General features: G+C 60.8%; 15 protein-coding genes. 8 read left to right on the forward strand and 7 right to left on the reverse strand.

Going from position 1 to position 18,356, the window contains the following annotated elements:
* Positions 1 to 73 precede the first annotated feature (73 nt).
* The 5 genes from prpF to QLG10_RS08705 all read right to left on the reverse strand — a co-directional run bounded on the left by prpF (position 74) and on the right by QLG10_RS08705 (position 7,011).
* Positions 74 to 1,264: a 2-methylaconitate cis-trans isomerase PrpF gene (gene prpF, locus QLG10_RS08685; protein WP_282486866.1), complete on the reverse strand. Its 1,191-nt coding sequence runs from the start codon at positions 1,262 to 1,264 to the stop codon at positions 74 to 76.
* Positions 1,265 to 1,320: 56 nt separating this feature from the next.
* Positions 1,321 to 3,915 carry a Fe/S-dependent 2-methylisocitrate dehydratase AcnD gene (gene acnD / locus QLG10_RS08690; protein WP_282486868.1) on the reverse strand — a complete coding sequence of 865 codons (2,595 nt, stop codon included), beginning with the start codon at positions 3,913 to 3,915 and terminating at the stop codon, positions 1,321 to 1,323.
* Positions 3,916 to 4,119: 204 nt separating this feature from the next.
* The gene (prpC, locus tag QLG10_RS08695; RefSeq protein WP_110749535.1) at positions 4,120 to 5,247 is read right to left on the reverse strand and encodes a 2-methylcitrate synthase; all 1,128 of its coding nucleotides are present in this window, start codon (positions 5,245 to 5,247) and stop codon (positions 4,120 to 4,122) included.
* A gap of 160 nt (positions 5,248 to 5,407) precedes the next feature.
* Entirely contained in the window at positions 5,408 to 6,298 is an 891-nt protein-coding gene (gene prpB / locus QLG10_RS08700) for a methylisocitrate lyase (protein WP_020800453.1), read from the reverse strand.
* Positions 6,295 to 7,011: a GntR family transcriptional regulator gene (locus QLG10_RS08705; protein ID WP_173667179.1), complete on the reverse strand. Its 717-nt coding sequence runs from the start codon at positions 7,009 to 7,011 to the stop codon at positions 6,295 to 6,297. The genes prpB and QLG10_RS08705 overlap by 4 nt, the downstream gene beginning before the upstream one ends.
* 302 nt (positions 7,012 to 7,313) lie before the next feature.
* Between QLG10_RS08705 and QLG10_RS08710 the strand changes: the two genes are divergently transcribed.
* The 4 genes from QLG10_RS08710 to pabB all read left to right on the forward strand — a co-directional run bounded on the left by QLG10_RS08710 (position 7,314) and on the right by pabB (position 11,926).
* A complete protein-coding gene (locus QLG10_RS08710; protein WP_020800455.1) occupies positions 7,314 to 7,850 on the forward strand; it encodes an ATP-dependent zinc protease in 537 nt (178 codons plus the stop codon).
* A gap of 5 nt (positions 7,851 to 7,855) precedes the next feature.
* Entirely contained in the window at positions 7,856 to 9,391 is a 1,536-nt protein-coding gene (locus tag QLG10_RS08715; protein WP_033044105.1) for an inactive transglutaminase family protein, read from the forward strand.
* Entirely contained in the window at positions 9,391 to 10,377 is a 987-nt protein-coding gene (locus QLG10_RS08720; RefSeq protein WP_110749537.1) for an alpha-L-glutamate ligase-like protein, read from the forward strand. Before QLG10_RS08715 ends, QLG10_RS08720 begins: the two co-directional genes overlap by 1 nt.
* Before the next feature lie 205 nt (positions 10,378 to 10,582).
* Positions 10,583 to 11,926 (forward strand): aminodeoxychorismate synthase component I, encoded by a 1,344-nt coding sequence (gene pabB, locus QLG10_RS08725; protein WP_110749539.1) that lies wholly within the window; start codon positions 10,583 to 10,585, stop codon positions 11,924 to 11,926.
* Positions 11,927 to 12,010: 84 nt separating this feature from the next.
* Here the strand turns inward: pabB and thrH are convergent, their stop codons facing one another.
* Entirely contained in the window at positions 12,011 to 12,628 is a 618-nt protein-coding gene (gene thrH, locus QLG10_RS08730; protein ID WP_110749541.1) for a bifunctional phosphoserine phosphatase/homoserine phosphotransferase ThrH, read from the reverse strand.
* Between the two features lie 163 nt (positions 12,629 to 12,791).
* Between thrH and QLG10_RS08735 the strand changes: the two genes are divergently transcribed.
* The 3 genes from QLG10_RS08735 (at position 12,792) to QLG10_RS08745 (ending at position 16,430) form a co-directional block, all read left to right on the forward strand.
* A complete protein-coding gene (locus tag QLG10_RS08735; protein WP_033044110.1) occupies positions 12,792 to 13,526 on the forward strand; it encodes a phosphoadenylyl-sulfate reductase in 735 nt (244 codons plus the stop codon).
* Between the two features lie 577 nt (positions 13,527 to 14,103).
* Complete coding sequence (locus QLG10_RS08740; RefSeq protein ID WP_282486883.1) at positions 14,104 to 15,645, forward strand: NCS1 family nucleobase:cation symporter-1; 1,542 nt, start codon at positions 14,104 to 14,106, stop codon at positions 15,643 to 15,645.
* A gap of 56 nt (positions 15,646 to 15,701) precedes the next feature.
* Positions 15,702 to 16,430, forward strand: coding sequence for an aspartate/glutamate racemase family protein (locus QLG10_RS08745; protein WP_110749547.1), 729 nt, complete (start codon positions 15,702 to 15,704; stop codon positions 16,428 to 16,430).
* Between the two features lie 116 nt (positions 16,431 to 16,546).
* Here QLG10_RS08745 and QLG10_RS08750 read toward each other — a convergent pair whose 3' ends face one another.
* Positions 16,547 to 17,470 carry a LysR family transcriptional regulator gene (locus tag QLG10_RS08750; RefSeq protein WP_110749549.1) on the reverse strand — a complete coding sequence of 308 codons (924 nt, stop codon included), beginning with the start codon at positions 17,468 to 17,470 and terminating at the stop codon, positions 16,547 to 16,549.
* Positions 17,471 to 17,595: 125 nt separating this feature from the next.
* Between QLG10_RS08750 and QLG10_RS08755 the strand changes: the two genes are divergently transcribed.
* On the forward strand, positions 17,596 to 18,342 hold the full coding sequence (locus QLG10_RS08755; RefSeq protein ID WP_110749551.1) for a 3-oxoacyl-ACP reductase family protein: 747 nt from the start codon (positions 17,596 to 17,598) through the stop codon (positions 18,340 to 18,342).
* The last annotated feature ends 14 nt before the right edge of the window (positions 18,343 to 18,356 follow it).

The raw sequence follows: 18,356 nt of genomic DNA on the forward strand, positions 1-18,356 counted from the left end.
CTGCGATCTTTTGATTTGTTTTTAAGATCAAAAGATCGCAGCCTGCGGCAGCTCCTACAGGGGTACGTGTCGCTTAGAAGGAATCGCCCGGCACACGGACGGAACCTTCCATCAGCACCCGCGCACTGCGGCTCATGATGGCCTTTTTCACGGTCCACTCACCGTTCACCTGGCTGGCCTCGGCGCCGACGCGCAAGGTGCCCGAAGGGTGACCGAAGCGCACCGCATTGCGTTCTATACCGCCTGCCGCGAGGTTCACCAGCGTCCCGGAAATCGCTGCCGCCGTGCCGATGGCGACTGCCGCCGTGCCCATCATCGCGTGGTGCAACTTACCCATGGACAGCGCGCGCACCAGCAGGTCGACATCGCCCGCCGCAACCGCTTTGCCGCTCGACGACACGTAGTCCGCAGGCTTGGCGACGAATGCCACCTTCGGCGTGTGCTGGCGCTTGGCCGCTTCGTCGATGTTGGAGATCAGGCCCATGCGCAGTGCGCCGTAGGCACGGATGGTTTCGAACATCAGCAATGCTTTTGGATCGCCGTTGATCGCGCCCTGCAACTCGGTGCCCTTGTAACCGATGTCTTCGGCATTGACGAAAATGGTCGGGATGCCCGCGTTGATCAGGGTTGCCTTCAAGGTCCCCACGCCAGGCACTTCCAGGTCGTCCACCAGGTTGCCGGTAGGGAACATCGAACCGCCACCGCCCTCTTCCTCTGCTGCCGGATCGAGGAATTCGACCTGCACTTCCGCCGCTGGAAAGGTCACGCCGTCGAGTTCGAAATCGCCGGTTTCCTGCACTTCACCGTCGGTGATCGGCACGTGGGCGATGATGGTCTTGCCGATGTTGGCTTGCCATACGCGTACCACGGCGATGCCGTTCTGGGGGATGCGGCTGGCGTCCACCAGGCCATTGCTGATGGCGAACGAGCCGACTGCCGCGGTCAGGTTGCCGCAGTTGCCACTCCAGTCGACGAATGGCTTGTCGATCGACACCTGGCCGAACAGGTAGTCGACGTCGTGATCGGCCTTGGTGCTTTTCGACAGGATCACGGTTTTGCTGGTGCTGGAGGTCGCGCCGCCCATGCCGTCGATTTGCTTGTCGTACGGGTCCGGGCTGCCGATCACGCGCAGCAGCAATGCATCGCGAGCCGGGCCTGGAACCTGTGCAACTTCTGGCAGGTCCTTGAGGCTGAAGAACACGCCTTTGCTGGTGCCGCCGCGCATGTAGGTGGCGGGAATTTTGATTTGCGGTGCGTGAGACATGAGTGCTCCTTCAAAACAGACACGGGACTCAAAGTCCCGTGTCCATGCTGCGTGTGTTAAACGACAACCGCCGATTCTTCGAGGAAGTCCTGGGCGAAGCGTTGCAGCACCCCACCGGCCTCGTAGATCGACACTTCCTCAGCGGTATCGAGGCGGCAGGTCACCGGCACATCGACGCGTTCGCCGTTCTTGCGATGGATCACCAGCGTCAGCTCGGCACGCGGGGTGCGATCACCGATCACGTCGTAGGTTTCGCTGCCGTCAATGGCCAGGGTGTGACGGTTGGTGCCCGGTTTGAACTCCAGTGGCAACACGCCCATGCCCACCAGGTTGGTGCGGTGAATGCGTTCGAAACCTTCGGCGGCGATCGCTTCCACCCCCGCCAGCCGCACGCCTTTGGCTGCCCAGTCGCGGGATGAACCCTGACCGTAGTCGGCACCCGCGATAATGATCAGCGGCTGCTTGCGATCCATGTAGGTCTCGATGGCTTCCCACATGCGCATCACTTTGCCTTCCGGCTCGACACGGGCCAGGGAGCCCTGCTTGACCTTGCCGTTTTCCACAACCATTTCGTTGAACAGTTTCGGGTTGGCGAAGGTCGCGCGCTGCGCCGTCAAATGGTCGCCCCGATGAGTCGCGTAGGAGTTGAAGTCCTCTTCCGGCAGGCCCATTTTCGCCAGGTATTCGCCAGCGGCGCTGTCGAGCATGATCGCGTTCGACGGCGACAGGTGATCGGTGGTGATGTTGTCCGGCAGCACCGCCAGCGGGCGCATGCCCTTGAGCGGACGCGCGCCGGCCAGTGCGCCTTCCCAGTACGGCGGACGGCGGATGTAGGTGCTCATCTCGCGCCATTCATACAGCGGCGCGACTTTCGGGCCGGTGTCTTCGTGGATGGCGAACATCGGGATGTAGACCTGGCGGAACTGCTCCGGCTTCACCGAGGCTTTCACCACGGCATCGATTTCTTCGTCGCTCGGCCAAATGTCTTTCAGGCGGATTTCCTTGCCATCGACCACGCCCAGCACGTCTTTTTCGATGTCGAAGCGGATGGTGCCCGCGATGGCATAAGCGACCACCAATGGCGGCGAAGCCAGGAACGCTTGCTTGGCGTACGGGTGAATCCGCCCGTCGAAGTTGCGGTTGCCGGACAACACGGCAGTGGCGTACAGGTCGCGGTCGATGATCTCTTGCTGGATCACCGGGTCCAGCGCGCCGGACATGCCATTGCAGGTGGTGCAGGCGAAGGCCACGACGCCGAAACCAAGTTGCTCCAGCTCATTGGTCAGGCCGGCTTCGTCAAGGTACAGGGCGACCGTTTTCGAGCCTGGCGCCAGGGACGACTTGACCCACGGCTTGCGGGTCAGGCCCAGTTTGTTGGCGTTGCGCGCCAGCAGGCCGGCGGCGATCACGTTGCGCGGGTTGCTGGTGTTGGTGCAGCTGGTGATGGCGGCGATGATCACCGCGCCGTCCGGCATTTGGCCAGGCACGTCGTCCCACTGGCCGGAGATACCTTTGGCGGCCAGGTCTGACACCGCCACACGGGCGTGCGGGTTGCTCGGGCCGGCCATGTTGCGCACCACCGAGGACAGATCGAAGGTCAGACCGCGCTCGTATTGCGCGCCTTTCAAGCTATCGGCCCACAGGCCCGTGGTCTTGGCGTAGTTCTCGACCAGCTGCACCTGCACGTCTTCACGGCCGGTGAGCTTGAGGTAGTCGATGGTTTGCTGGTCGATGTAGAACATCGCCGCGGTGGCGCCGTATTCCGGGGCCATGTTGGAGATGGTCGCGCGGTCGCCCAGGGTCAGGGCCGCGGCGCCTTCGCCGAAGAACTCCAGCCAGGCACCGACGACCTTTTGCTTGCGCAGGAACTCGGTCAGCGCCAGCACCATGTCGGTGGCGGTGATGCCCGGTTGCAGCTTGCCGGTGAGCTCGACGCCAACGCTTTCCGGCAGGCGCATCCAGGAGGCGCGACCGAGCATTACGCTTTCCGCTTCCAGGCCACCCACACCGATGGCGATGACGCCCAACGCATCGACGTGCGGGGTGTGGCTGTCGGTACCGACGCAAGTATCAGGGAACGCCACGCCGTCGCGCACCTGGATCACCGGAGACATTTTCTCCAGGTTGATCTGGTGCATGATGCCGTTGCCTGGCGGGATCACGTCGACGTTCTTGAACGCCTTCTTGGTCCAGTTGATGAAGTGGAAACGGTCTTCGTTGCGACGGTCTTCGATGGCGCGGTTTTTCTCGAACGCCTCCGGATCGAAGCCACCGCGCTCGACGGCCAGGGAGTGGTCGACGATCAATTGGGTCGGCACCACCGGGTTGACTTGTGCCGGGTCGCCGCCTTGCAGAGCGATAGCGTCACGCAGGCCGGCGAGGTCGACCAGCGCGGTCTGGCCAAGAATGTCGTGGCACACCACACGGGCCGGGAACCACGGGAAATCGAGGTCGCGCTTGCGCTCGATGAATTGCTTCAGGGATTCGGTCAGCGTGGCCGGGTCACAGCGACGCACCAGGTTTTCCGCCAGCACGCGGGAGGTGTACGGCAGGGTGTCATAGGCGCCGGGCTGGATGGCCTCGACTGCCGCACGGACGTCGAAGTAATCCAGGTGGCTGCCGGGCAGCGATTTACGGAATTCTGTGTTCATCGGTCAGGACTCGGTCACGGTAGTTTCAAAGGGTGGGGCCTGGTACGGTTTCTGAGGATTCACGGACCTCTGTAGGAGCTGGCTTGCCAGCGAATGCGGTGGCTCAGGCAACATAAATGTTGAACGGCAAATCGCTTTCGCTGGCAAGTCAGCTCCTACAGGGTCACCGGTTCAGCCAGTAACCCGTGTGGCAGCCTCCACCATTCAGCGTTGTTCGATTGGCACGAACTTGCGCTGTTCAACGCCGACGTATTCGGCGCTTGGGCGGATGATGCGGTTGTTGGCACGCTGTTCGTACACGTGTGCGGCCCAGCCGGTCAGGCGCGAGCAGACGAAGATCGGTGTGAACAACTTGGTCGGGATACCCATGAAGTGGTACGCCGAGGCATGGTAGAAGTCGGCGTTCGGGAACAGCTTCTTCTGCTCCCACATGGTCTTGTCGATGGCTTCGGAGACCGGGAACAACACTTTGTCGCCCACTTCGTCGGCGAGCTTTTTCGACCAGCCCTTGATCACCTCGTTGCGCGGATCGCTGTCCTTATAGATCGCGTGGCCGAAGCCCATGATCTTGTCCTTGCGCTCGAGCATGCCGAGGGTGCCCTTGATCGCATCTTCCGGCGAGCTGAAGCGCTCGATCATTTCCATCGCCGCTTCGTTGGCGCCGCCATGCAACGGACCGCGCAGCGAGCCAATGGCCGCGGTGATGCACGAATACAGGTCGGACAGGGTCGAGGCACACACACGCGCGGTGAAGGTCGAGGCGTTGAATTCGTGCTCCGCGTAGAGGATCAGCGAAACGTTCATCACCTTGACGTGCAGCTCGCTCGGCTTCTTGCCGTGCAGCAGGTGCAGGAAGTGACCACCGATGGATGGTTCGTCGCTAACGCATTCAATGCGCTTGCCTTCGTGGCTGAAGCGATACCAGTAGGTCATGATCGCCGGGAATGCCGCCAGCAGGCGGTCAGTCTTGTCGTGCTGCTCGGAGAAGTCGTTCTCTGGCTCCAGGTTGCCCAGGAACGAGCAGCCGGTGCGCATCACGTCCATCGGGTGGGCGTCGGCGGGGATGCGTTCCAGCACTTCCTTGAGCGCTTGCGGCAGGTCACGCAGCTTGCTCAGTTTAGTGATGTAGGCGGCCAGTTGCGCCTTGGTCGGCAGTTCGCCGTACAGCAGCAGGTAAGCGACTTCTTCGAATTGCGCGTCAGCCGCCAGTTCGCGGACGTCATAGCCACGATAGGTCAGGCCTGCGCCCGACTGGCCCACGGTGGACAGTGCGGTTTGCCCGGCAACCTGGCCACGGAGCCCGGCGCCACTGAGTACTTTTGCTTCGGCCATTTCTGCCTCCAGTTTTTAATTTTGTTAGGGAATCGGCAAATTGTGCTTCATCAGGTTATTCGGGTGATGCCGAAAAGATCGCAGCCTCGTTGCACTCGACAGCTCCTACAGTGGATCACGGCCGAGGTAGGAGCTGCCGAAGGCTGCGATCTTTTGATCTTCATTTTTTCGCGGCGAACAACGCATCGAGCTTCTGCTCGAAGGTGTGATAGTCGATGCGATCGTAAAGCTCCATGCGGGTCTGCATGGTGTCGATGACATTCGCCTGCGTGCCATCGCGACGGATCGCGGTGTAGACATTTTCCGCAGCCTTGTTCATGGCGCGGAAGGCCGACAGCGGGTACAGCACCAGCGACACGTCGGCAGCGGCGAGTTGCTCGGTGGTGTACAGGGGCGTCGCGCCAAATTCGGTGATGTTGGCCAGGATCGGCGCTTTCACACGGCTGGCAAACAGTTTGTACATCTCGAGTTCGGTGATGGCTTCCGGGAACACCATGTCGGCGCCAGCCTCGATGCACGCCGCGGCGCGATCCAGTGCCGATTCCAGGCCTTCCACGGCCAGGGCGTCGGTACGGGCCATGATCACGAAGCTGTCATCGGTACGGGCATCGACGGCCGCCTTGATGCGATCGACCATTTCCTGCTGGGTCACGATTTCCTTGTTAGGACGGTGACCGCAACGCTTGGCGCCAACCTGGTCTTCAATGTGAATCGCCGCCGCGCCGAACTTGATCATCGACTTGACGGTACGGGCGACGTTGAACGCCGAGGAACCGAAACCGGTGTCCACATCCACCAGCAGCGGCAGGTCGCAGACGTCGGTGATGCGACGCACGTCGGTCAGCACGTCATCCAGGCCGGTGATGCCCAGGTCCGGCACGCCCAGGGAGCCAGCAGCCACCCCGCCACCAGACAGGTAGATCGCCTTGAAACCGGCACGCTTGGCCAGCAGGGCGTGGTTGGCGTTGATGGCGCCGACCACTTGCAATGGATGCTCGCTGGCGACCGCATCGCGGAAACGCTGGCCTGGAGTGCTCTTGTTCAAACTCATGACTCACCTCGTTTGGCTGTCGGGTTAGCGCCGTCCTGGTAATGACGGGCGATGTTGCGTTTGGAGGCGCCGATGTGACGGCGCATCAACAACTCGGCCAGTTCACCGTCACGGTCGGCGATGGCATCGAGAATTCGGTGGTGCTCGGCAAAGGCCTGGTGCGGGCGATTGGGCGTGGTGGAAAACTGGATGCGGTACATGCGCACCAATTGATACAGCTCGCCGCAGAGCATTTGCGTCAGGGTGCGGTTACCGCTGCCCTGGATAATCCGGTAGTGGAAGTCGAAATCGCCTTCCTGCTGGTAGTAGCCGCGGCCAGCCTGGAAGGCCTCGTCGCGCTCGTGGGTTTCAAGGACCCGGCGCAGTTCGTCGATTTCCTCGACGCTCATGCGCTCGGCGGCCAGGCGACAGGCCATGCCTTCGAGGGATTCGCGAATTTCGTAGAGTTCCACCAGCTCGGCATGGTTGAGCGACACCACCCGTGCTCCGACGTGTGGCACGCGCACCAGCAGGCGCTGGCCTTCCAGGCGGTGGATGGCTTCGCGCAACGGGCCACGGCTGATGCCGTAGGTACGGGCCAGCTCGGGCTCGGAGATTTTGCTGCCCGGGGCGATCTCACCCTTGACGATGGCCGCTTGAATGCGTCGGAAGACGTTTTCGGAAAGCGTTTCCGAGTCATCCTGAACGGTAAGCGGGGGAGCCAGTTGATCCAGCATATTGTCGACACCTTGAAAGCCAGTGCGGCAAAAATTAACCAAAACTGCCGTCGCAGTCAAAGGATAATTAGATATTGTCGACAATCGTCTAATAACCGCCTGCACCATAACAAAGCAGAGGCCGCGATTCACAGCCGCCCGCCAGCGCTGGCGCCATCAACCTGCCGTGCTAGAATGCCGCCCGCATTTGTTTGTGACATCTGCACGGCTTGTCATAAATAGCTGATAGGCATACGAGGAGCTTGCGCAGCGATGCCAGGGTCTTGAATTAAAGAACAGACCGCTGCGCACCAGGATTTATGAGACTCAAGCCCTTCCCGATCTTCCTTTTTCTTCTTTGCCTGCCCGGTTTCGCCGCTGCCGGGGACAAGACCGTGTACGGCCTCAATGAATATGCTTCGTTGGGCGGCATCGACCTCGAAGTGGCCGCCAAACTCGACACCGGGGCAAAAACCGCATCCTTGAGCGCCCGCGACATCAAGCGCTTCAAACGCAATGGCGAGTCCTGGGTGCGCTTCTACCTGGCCATCGACACCGCCCATTCGCACCCGATCGAACGACCGCTGGCCCGCGTCAGCAAGATCAAACGCCGGGCCGGTGACTACGACCCGGAAGAGGGCAAGAAGTACACTGCCCGTCCGGTGATCGAGCTGGATATCTGCATGGGTTCAGCTTTACGCAGCATCGAAGTGAACCTGACCGACCGTAGCGCGTTCCAATATCCGCTCTTGATCGGCTCCGAAGCACTCAAACGCTTCGATGCGCTGGTCGACCCCAGTCTTAAATACGCTGCCGGCAAACCCGCCTGCGCCGCCGACGCTCATACCGCCGAGTAATTTAAATGCGCTCTCTTACCCTTCATCTGAAAATGTTGATCGCCATCCTGGTGGTATTGGGCATTTCAGTCACGGCCTACCAGATCTTCGTACTCGGCATTCCCGTGACGGAAGACGCCACCGACGACTTGTGGAACATCGACGCCAAGGTCGAGTTCGTCGCCAGTGCCAAGGACCCCGTCAAGATCCAGATGTTCGTGCCACCGTTGAGCCGCGATTACGTAAGCCTCAACGAAAGCTTCATTTCCAATAATTACGGCGTGGCCGTGAACCGAGTCGACGGCAACCGCAAGGTCACCTGGTCGGCGCGTCGGGCCAAAGGCAACCAGACCCTTTATTACCGCCTGGTGTTGACCAAGCGCTACACCGCCGAAAAAGCCAAGATCAAGGGGCCGACCTTCCGCGACAGCATTGCCGTGGAAGGCCCTGAAAAACTCGCCGCCGAAGCGCTGCTGGCGCCGATTCGCCAGCACTCGGCCGACGTCGAGACCTTCATCAGCGAAGCGATCAAGCGGGTCAACAACAGCAACGACGACAACGCCAAGATGCTCCTGGCCGGCGACCCGACACCGGCCCACAAGGCGAAGATCGTCGAGCTGCTGCTGTCCATCGCCCACGTGCCGGTGGAAAAGGTCCACACCATTCGCCTGGTGGCCGACCAGCCACAAACCCCGGAACTCTGGCTGCGCAGCTTCAACGGCACCGACTGGCTGTACTTCAACCCGGAAACCGGCGAACAGGGCCTGCCGACCGACCGCCTGCTGTGGTGGACCGGCGATGAAAACCTGATCACCGTCGATGGCGGCAAGAAGGCCACTGTGACCTTCAGCATGAACAACAGCGAGATGAACGCCATTCGCCTGGCCAAGCTGACCGACGAGAACACCGACGCCAATTTCCTCGAGTACTCGCTGTACGGCCTGCCGCTGCAAACCCAGCAGACCTTCATGATCATGGTGATGATCCCGATCGGCGTGCTGGTGATCCTGGTCCTGCGCAACCTGATCGGCCTGCAGACCCTCGGCACCTTTACCCCGGTGCTGATCGCCCTGGCCTTCCGCGAGACCCAGCTCGGCTTCGGTATCGTGCTGTTTACCATCATCACGGCGCTGGGGTTGTCGCTGCGCTCTTACCTTGAGCACCTGAAACTGCAGATGCTGCCAAGGCTGTCGGTGGTGCTGACGTTCGTCGTGGTGTTGATTGCGGCCATCAGCCTGTTCAGCCATAAGCTCGGCCTGGAGCGCGGGCTGTCGGTGGCATTGTTCCCGATGGTGATCCTGACCATGACCATCGAACGCCTGTCGATCACCTGGGAAGAACGAGGCGCCAGCCATGCCATGAAAGTGGCGATCGGCACCCTGTTCGCCGCGACGCTGGCGCACCTGATCATGACTATTCCAGAGTTGGTGTACTTCGTATTCACCTTCCCGGCGATCCTGTTGATCATGGTGGGCTTCATGCTGGCCATGGGTCGCTATCGCGGCTACCGCCTGACTGAACTGGTGCGTTTCAAGGCCTTCCTGAAGAAGGCTGACGCCTGATGTTCGGCTTCTGGAAGACCTGGAAAGCCCTGGAAGCCCGGGGCATCATGGGCATCAACCGGCGTAACGCGGACTACGTGCTCAAGTACAACAAGCGCAGCCTGTACCCGATCGTCGACGACAAGATCATCACCAAGGAACGCGCCATCGCGGCCGGCATCCACGTGCCGCAGTTGTATGGCGTGATCTCGACCGAGAAGGAAATCGACAAGCTCGACGAGATCATCGGCGGGCGCAACGACTTCGTGATCAAGCCGGCCCAGGGCGCCGGCGGCGACGGCATCATTGTCATCGCCGACCGCTTCGAGGGGCGCTATCGCACGGTGTCGGGCAAGATCGTCGACCACGAAGAGCTCGAGCACCATATCTCCAGCATCCTGACCGGCCTGTATTCCCTGGGCGGGCATCGCGACCGTGCACTGATCGAATACCGGGTGATCCCCGACCAGATCTTCAAGAGCATCAGCTATGAAGGTGTACCGGACATCCGCATCATCGTGTTGATGGGGTATCCGGTCATGGCCATGCTGCGCTTGCCCACCCGTCAGTCCGGCGGCAAGGCCAACTTGCACCAGGGCGCCATCGGCGTGGGTGTCGACCTGGCCACCGGCCTGACCCTGCGCGGCACCTGGCTGAACAACATCATCGCCAAACACCCAGACACCACCAATGCGGTGGATGGCGTGCAACTGCCCTACTGGGACGGTTTCATGAAACTCGCCGCGGGTTGCTACGAACTGTGCGGGCTGGGTTACATCGGTGTCGACATGGTGCTGGACCAGGAGAAAGGCCCACTGATCCTAGAGCTCAACGCCCGACCTGGCTTGAACATCCAGATTGCCAATGATTGCGGCCTGACCTTGCGCACCCATGCTGTCGAGGCACGGCTGGAAGACTTGAAGGCACGTGGCGTGACTGAAACCGTCGAAGAGCGCATGGCGTTTGTGCAGGAGATGTTCGGGCATATTCCACCGGTCGAGGGCTGATCCGGAACCGAGATGTCTCTTTCGCGAGCAGGCTCGCTCCCACAGGGTTCAGCGCAGTCCTAGTGGGAGCGAGCCTGCTCGCGAATACGATCTGCCAGATTGCGCAGTAGTCATGCCTGCCTCCAATCTGCCAATCCCCTCTAGGAGCAATTCCCCGAGGGGACTACAATCGCCACCCCGCCTCGATGGCTGATCCAACCCGCCCATGCTGACCTGTTCCGTACACCCGCTGCCCTATCGCGCCAACCCTGCCGACTACTTCGCGGCCATTCGTCATGCCCCAGGTGCCGTGCTGCTCGACAGCGGCCGCCCCAGCGCCGAGCGCGGGCGCTTTGACCTGCTCAGCGCCTGGCCGCTGGAACAACTGGCCGTAGCGCCCGACGAATGCGGAAGCGATTTCCTGCAACGCCTTCGGGACAATCTGACACGCTTGGGCGAAGCATCGCTGCCTGCACCTTACGAACTGCCGTTCGCGGGCGGTTTGATCGGTTACCTGAGCTACGACTTCGGCCGCCACCTGGAAAACCTGCCGAGCCAGGCCCTGGATGACCTGCAGTTGCCCGATGCGCGCTTCGGCCTGTACGACTGGGCGCTGATCAGCGATCACCACCAGGCCACCAGCCAATTGGTGTTTCACCCAACGCTGGCCTACAACGAGCGCCAACGCCTGATCCAGCTGTTCAGCCAGCCCGCCGCTGAAGCGGTCGAGCCGTTCAAGCTGCAAGCGCCGATGAATGCCGATCTGAACGCTGATCAGTATCGCCAGGCGATTGAGCGCATCCAGCAATACATCCAGGCAGGCGATTGCTATCAGGTCAACTTCGCCCAGCGTTTCCGTGCACCCTGCCAAGGTGATCCATGGACGGCGTATTGCGCGCTGCGGCTGGCTTGCCCCACTCCGTTTTCCGGCTTCCAGAGCCTGCCCGACGGCGGCGCGGTGCTGAGCCTGTCACCGGAACGTTTCGTCAAAGTCAGCGATCGCCATGTTGAGACCCGTCCGATCAAAGGCACACGCCCGCGCGGCCTTAGCGCTGCCGAGGACGCGGCGAACGCCGCCGAACTGCTGGCGAGCCCCAAGGACCGTGCGGAGAACCTGATGATCGTCGACCTGTTGCGCAACGACCTCGGTCGCACCTGCCGCACCGGTTCGGTTCGTGTGCCTGAGTTGTTCAGCCTGGAAAGCTACCCGAACGTGCATCATCTGGTGAGCAGCGTGACCGGCGAACTGGCGGATGACCGGGATGCGTTGGACCTGATCGCCGGCAGCTTCCCGGGCGGCTCGATTACCGGTGCGCCGAAAATTCGCTCGATGCAGATCATCGACGAGCTGGAACCCACCCGACGCGGCCTGTACTGCGGTTCATTGCTGTATCTGGACGTGCGCGGCGAGATGGACAGCTCCATCGCCATCCGCAGCCTGTTGGTCAAGGATGGGCAGGTGTGTTGCTGGGGCGGTGGTGGAATCGTCGCCGATTCGGAGTGGCAGGCCGAGTATCAGGAATCGATCACCAAGGTGAAGGTGCTGCTCGATACCCTGCAAAACCTCTAAAAGCTTCGCCGGCAAGCCGGCTCCTACAGAGATGCGACAATCCTGTAGGAGCTGGCTTGCCAGCGAAGGCGTCAGACCAGACGACTAAAGGCTCAAGGTGCGGCTGGAAGCCTTGATGAACTCCTGCTTCAACTCTTCAAACGTATGCACCGCCGGGAACTGCGGGAACTCGGCAATCACGTTGTCCGGCGCATGGAACAGAATCCCGGCGTCCGCCTCACCCAGCATCGTGGTGTCGTTGTAGGAATCGCCCGCTGCAATCACCCGGTAGTAGAGGCTCTTGAAGGACAGCACCGACTGGCGCTTGGGATCTTTCTGGCGCAGCTGGTAGCCCGTCACCCGGCCGGTATCGTCAGTAATCAAACGATGGCAGAGCAAGGTCGGAAACCCCAGCTGACGCATCAGCGGCTGGGAAAACTCGTAGAAGGTGTCCGACAGAATCACCACCTGGAAGCGCTCGCGCAGCCAATCGACGAACTCGACGGCACCGTCCAGCGGCTTGAGCGTGGCGATCACCTCCTGGATGTCGGCGAGTTTCAGGCCGTGTTCGTCGAGAATCCGCAAGCGTTGCTTCATCAGCACGTCATAGTCGGGAATGTCCCGGGTGGTGGCCCTGAGGGATTCGATCCCGGTTTTTTCGGCGAAGGCGATCCATATTTCCGGGACCAGCACACCTTCAAGATCCAGACAGGCAATTTCCACAAGACACTCCCATTGGTATTGTTTATTGAGTCGAGCGAGCCCGAACTCTAGCGACAACTCCCCTACCACGCAACGCAGAGGACGCCCCGGCCAGCGCAGCTTTTTGTTACCATCGGCCCCATATAGAGCGCCCAGCGCCACCGACCTGTAGGAAGCCGCCCTGATGAGCCCAACGTTCGACGTCGTGGAACTCGCCACGACCTATGCCAACAAATCCGCCCAGGACATCCTGAAACTCGCTTTTGCCGAGTTCGGCGATGATCTGTGGATATCTTTCAGCGGCGCCGAGGACGTGGTGCTGGTGGACATGGCCTGGAAGCTGAACAAGAACGTCAAAGTGTTCAGCCTCGACACCGGCCGCTTGCATCCCGAAACCTACCGCTTCATCGACCAGGTGCGCGAGCATTACAAGATCGATATCGAACTGGTGTCGCCGGATCACACCAAGCTTGAACCGTTCGTGAAGGAAAAAGGCCTGTTCAGTTTCTACAAGGACGGTCATGGCGAATGTTGCGGCATCCGCAAGATCGAGCCGCTGCGTCGCAAATTGTCTGGCGTCAAGGCCTGGGCCACCGGCCAGCGCCGCGACCAGAGCCCTGGCACGCGCAGCGCTGTGGCAGTGATGGAAATCGACACCGCGTTCTCTACCCCAGAACGCACCCTGTACAAGTTCAACCCGCTGGCGCAGATGACCAGCGAGGAAATCTGGGGCTACATCCGGATGCTGGAACTACCGTACAACAGCCTGCACGAACGCGGGTTCATCAGCATTGGCTGTGAGCCGTGCACCCGTCCGGTACTACCAAACCAGCACGAGCGTGAAGGTCGCTGGTGGTGGGAAGAGGCCACGCAGAAGGAATGCGGGCTGCATGCCGGCAATATCATCAGCAAGTCATAACAGCGATACCCCCTGTAGGAGCGAGCTCGCTCACGAAAAAACGTGAGAACGCCGCGGTGTCTCAGGCACCCTGCGTTATCGTTGAAGAGCATCGCGGGCAAGCCCGCTCCCACAGGTGTCAGCACTCAACCCTAAAAATGTGTACACATCATTGTCACCATCGGTGTCATTTTTGTGTGCACTTTTTGTTTCTTCGCCCTAAAAAGTTACATTTCCCTGCCTGCCCCCCCTCGCCACAGCTTCTTTAAAACACCTCCGAAAAAATAAATACCTGCGCAATCGGTCAACTTATTTCGCCCGTTTTTCAGCAATTTGAAGTTCATCCATAACAAAACGAAATCAGCCGCAAATTTCATAGATCCCGGACTGGCACGCATCTCGCTTAAGTGCATACATGTTTTGTATACAATCATCTCAAAACATAAAAACACCCAGATCCGCAAGCCTGAAGCGCCCTATCCCGTACAGGCTGCAGATGCCCCGTAACCAATGATATTCGCTACCCGCGACGAAGATTTGTCGAGCCATTGCGCTCATGCACAGTCATCGCGGCGTCGAGCATCAGGAGCCTGCCGGAATGCGTACAAGCCTCTCCAATAACAATATCGCGCTGGATCTACCCTCCTCCCACTCCTCTCCAACCACCGGTGATCAAACACAACAATGCCCCGTGGTACTCAGCCCCCGCCTGCATAACAAGGACCTGGCCCCGACCAAGGCAGAAGGCCGGCGCTGGGGTCGCTACAGCATCTTCGCGTTATGGACCAACGATGTGCATAACATCGCCAACTACTCGTTTGCCATTGGCCTTTACGCCCTGGGCCTGGGCGGCTGGCAGATACTCCTGTCGCTGGGCATCGGCGCGGCGCTGGTGTATTGCTTCATGAACCTGTCGGGCTACATGGGCCAGAAGACCGGTGTGCCGTTTCCGGTCATCAGCCGCATCAGTTTCGGCATCCACGGTGCGCAGATTCCTGCCCTGATCCGCGCCGTGATCGCCATCGCCTGGTTCGGCATCCAGACGTACCTGGCCTCGGTTGTGTTCCGCGTCCTGCTGACCGCCATCCACCCCGGATTCGCCGAGTACGACCACGATTCGATCCTCGGGCTGTCTAGCCTGGGCTGGGTGTGTTTCGTGGCGATCTGGTTGGTGCAATTGGGCATCCTTGCCTACGGCATGGAAATGGTGCGGCGCTATGAAGCCTTTGCCGGGCCGGTGATCCTGCTGACCGTCGCCGCCCTCGCCGCCTGGATGTATTTCCAGGCCAATGCAACCATCGCCTGGTCGATCCGCGAGCCGCTGAGCGGAGGCGAGATGTGGCGCAACATTTTTGCCGGCGGTGCATTGTGGCTGGCGATCTACGGTACGCTAATCCTCAATTTCTGCGACTTCGCCCGCTCTTCGCCGTGCCGCAAGACCATCAAGGTCGGAAACTTCTGGGGCCTGCCGGTGAACATCCTGGCATTCGCTGCCATCACCGTCCTGCTGTGTGGCGCGCAATTCCAGATCAATGGCCGCATTATTGAAAGTCCTACGGAGATCATCGCCTCGATCCCCAACACCTTCTTCCTGGTCCTGGGCTGCCTGGCGTTCCTGATCGTTACCGTAGCGGTCAACATCATGGCCAACTTCGTCGCGCCGGCCTTTGTCCTCAGCAACCTGGCGCCCAAATACCTGACATTCCGTCGTGCCGGGCTGATCAGCGCGACCATCGCCGTGCTGATCCTGCCGTGGAACCTCTATAACAGCCCGCTGGTGATCGTCTACTTCCTCTCTGGCCTTGGCGCCCTGCTCGGCCCGCTGTATGGCGTGATCATGGTCGACTACTGGCTTGTACGAAAAGGCCAGGTCAACGTGCCGCAGTTGTACAGCGAAGACCCCAACGGCGCCTATTACTACAGCCGCGGGGTCAATCTGCGCGCCGTGGCGGCATTCATTCCCGCCGCGCTGATCGCCATCGTCCTGGCGCTGGTACCGGGTTTCCACCGGGTGTCGCCGTTTTCCTGGCTGATTGGGGCCGGGATTGCCGGGATGCTCTACCTGATCATCGCCAAGCGCCAACCTCACTACGCCGACGTCAGCGGTGAAGCCATCGCCGTGGACAACGTCAGCCATTGACTCCATCGCGGCCCGGCAGCGTCGGGCCGCTGAACCACCCGCTATAAGGAATCCCCATGCGTATTCTCGTGGTCAACGTCAACACCACCGAATCCATCACCCAGGCCATTGCCCGTTCGGCCCAGGCCGTGGCCGCGCCCGGCACGGAAATCGTTGGCCTGACGCCCTACTTCGGTGCCGACTCGATTGAAGGCAACTTCGAAAGCTACCTGGCCGCCATTGCGGTGATGGATCGGGTCATGGCCTACGACCAGCCCTTCGATGCCGTGATTCAAGCAGGCTATGGCGAACACGGTCGCGAAGGCCTGCAGGAATTGCTCAACGTGCCAGTGGTGGACATCACCGATGCGGCAGCGAGCACCGCGATGTTTCTCGGCCATGCCTACTCGGTCGTCACCACCCTCGACCGCACCGTTCCTCTGATCGAAGATCGCCTGAAACTGTCAGGGCTCTGGGACCGCTGCGCCTCGGTGCGAGCTAGCGGCCTGGCGGTGCTGGAACTGGAACACGAACCACAACGCGCGCTGGAAGCCATCGTGCATCAGGCTGAACTGGCGGTCACCCAGGACAAGGCCGAAGTGATTTGCCTGGGTTGCGGTGGCATGGCCGGGCTGGACGAGCAGATTCGCCAGCGCACAGGCGTGCCGGTAATCGATGGTGTGACGGCGGCGGTGACCATTGCCGAATCGCTGGTGCGGCTGGGGTTATCGACGTCCAAGGTGCGAACCTATGCGACGCCGCGGCCGAAAAAAATCATGGGCTGGCCAGGGCGGTTTGGCAGGTAGACCGCATTACCGTTCTTCGCGAGCAGGCTCGCTCCCACATTGGTTCTGTGTCGTTCACAAATCCCATGTGGGAGCGGGCTTGCCCGCGAAGGCAGCACCTCGGTTTCAAGCCTGACTCAAATAGCACTAAACCGCTGGCTTAACCCCTGCCCGGCAAAATGCTCGATAATAAAATCCACAAACGCCCGGGTCTTGCCCGGCAGCAGTTTGTGCTCGGCGTAATAGATCGAAATATTGCCATCATCGACATACCAGTCCGGCAGCACCCGCTCCAGCGTCCCCGCCTCCAGATACCCCACGGCAAACGGCATGCTCACCAGGGCAATGCCCAAACCCTGGACCGCCGTGGCGCAGGCCGCCTCCGAATCGCTCATGGTCATCCGCGCCGTGAGCGTCAGCGGGCTGTGTTGTCGGGTGCGGCTGGTCAACTGCCAGGAGCGCACGCGGCCAGTCTGCGGCGAGCGAATGAGGATGCCGTGGTGAAGCTTGAGATCATCGGGCTCGAGTATCGCTTCATGCGCCGCCAGGTATCCGGCCGAGGCCACCAGCACACGATGGGCCGGTGTCAGCCTGCGCGCAACCACCCCTTGGGGCAGTTCGAATCCGCCACCAATCGCGGCGTCGAAGCCCTGGGCAATCAGGTCGACCTGACGGTTATCGAAATGCCAGTCCGGGCTGATCGCTGGAAAACGCCGCAAAAACTCCCCGAGCAACGGCACGATGTATAGACGCCCGAAGACGGTACCCATGCTGACCTTCAAGGTGCCCGCCGGACGACCCTCGGCGCTGGCGAGATTGGCGACGGCATTCTGGATCGTATGCAGGCTGGCACTGACTTCGCTCAGAAACAGCTGCCCGGCCTCGGTCAGCGTCAGGCTGCGAGTGCTGCGCTGAAACAAGCGTACCCCCAGCCGCACTTCCAGTTTGGCCACGCTCTTGCCCACCGCCGCCGGCGTCAGGCTCAAGCGTCGCGCGGCCTCGGCAAAGCTGCCGACCTCGGCACTGCGCACAAAGCATTCGATACTGCTGAAGGTTTCCATAGGAGCCATTATAAACTTATGGTTTACACAGACTATCGCAATAGCCGTCTACTCAGCTTGAAATCCTGAATCGATACTAGGCTCCATCAACCGGGACATCTCGCCTCGGGACTTTGGAGATCGATATGACTACTCAGAACCTCAGCGGCAAAGTGGCTTTGATCCAAGGCGGTTCCCGCGGCATCGGCGCTGCCATCGTCAAGCGCCTGGCCGCTGAAGGCGCGACAGTCGCCTTTACCTACGTCAGCTCCACGGCCAAGGCCGAAGAATTGCAGAACAGCATCATCCAGGGCGGAGGCAAAGCCCTGGCCATCAAGGCCGACAGCGCTGACGCCGAGGCCATTCGCGCAGCCGTAACGAGCACCGTAGAAACGTTTGGCCAGTTGGATATCCTGGTCAATAACGCTGGTGTGCTGGCCGTCGCACCGCTGGAAGATTTCAAGCTCGAAGACTTCGACCAGACCCTGGCGATCAACGTACGCAGCGTATTCATCGCCACCCAGGCTGCCGCCAGGCACATGACCGAAGGGGGCCGAATCATCAATATCGGCAGCACCAATGCCGACCGCATGCCCTTCGCCGGTGGTGGCCCGTACGCCATGAGCAAATCGGCGCTGGTTGGCCTGACCAAGGGCCTGGCCCGCGACCTCGGCCCCAAGGGCATCACCATCAACAACGTGCAACCGGGCCCGGTCGATACCGACATGAACCCTGCCCACGGCGACTTCGCCGACAGCCTGATCCCGTTGATGGCAGTGGGGCGCTACGGCAAAGCCGAAGAGATCGCCAGTTTCGTCGCCTACCTGGTCGGCCCCGAAGCCGGCTACATCACCGGTGCGAGTCTGACCATCGACGGTGGGTTTGGCGCCTGACCCTGTAGGAGCGA

The sequence above is a fragment of the Pseudomonas sp. V98_8 genome, from assembly GCF_029967975.1.
GTDB classification, from domain to species: Bacteria; Pseudomonadota; Gammaproteobacteria; order Pseudomonadales; family Pseudomonadaceae; genus Aquipseudomonas; species Aquipseudomonas umsongensis.

Bases quoted from the DNA above. Each gene is read 5' to 3' on its own strand.
- QLG10_RS08745 (WP_110749547.1), top strand. From the start codon at position 15,702: ATGCGTATTCTCGTGGTCAACGTCAACACCACCGAATCCATCACCCAG.
- prpF (WP_282486866.1), bottom strand. From the start codon at position 1,264: ATGTCTCACGCACCGCAAATCAAAATTCCCGCCACCTACATGCGCGGC.
- QLG10_RS08735 (WP_033044110.1), top strand. From the start codon at position 12,792: ATGAGCCCAACGTTCGACGTCGTGGAACTCGCCACGACCTATGCCAAC.
- prpC (WP_110749535.1), bottom strand. From the start codon at position 5,247: ATGGCCGAAGCAAAAGTACTCAGTGGCGCCGGGCTCCGTGGCCAGGTT.
- QLG10_RS08740 (WP_282486883.1), top strand. From the start codon at position 14,104: ATGCGTACAAGCCTCTCCAATAACAATATCGCGCTGGATCTACCCTCC.
- QLG10_RS08710 (WP_020800455.1), top strand. From the start codon at position 7,314: ATGAGACTCAAGCCCTTCCCGATCTTCCTTTTTCTTCTTTGCCTGCCC.
- prpB (WP_020800453.1), bottom strand. From the start codon at position 6,298: ATGAGTTTGAACAAGAGCACTCCAGGCCAGCGTTTCCGCGATGCGGTC.
- pabB (WP_110749539.1), top strand. From the start codon at position 10,583: ATGCTGACCTGTTCCGTACACCCGCTGCCCTATCGCGCCAACCCTGCC.
- QLG10_RS08750 (WP_110749549.1), bottom strand. From the start codon at position 17,470: ATGGAAACCTTCAGCAGTATCGAATGCTTTGTGCGCAGTGCCGAGGTC.
- QLG10_RS08720 (WP_110749537.1), top strand. From the start codon at position 9,391: ATGTTCGGCTTCTGGAAGACCTGGAAAGCCCTGGAAGCCCGGGGCATC.
- QLG10_RS08715 (WP_033044105.1), top strand. From the start codon at position 7,856: ATGCGCTCTCTTACCCTTCATCTGAAAATGTTGATCGCCATCCTGGTG.
- QLG10_RS08755 (WP_110749551.1), top strand. From the start codon at position 17,596: ATGACTACTCAGAACCTCAGCGGCAAAGTGGCTTTGATCCAAGGCGGT.
- acnD (WP_282486868.1), bottom strand. From the start codon at position 3,915: ATGAACACAGAATTCCGTAAATCGCTGCCCGGCAGCCACCTGGATTAC.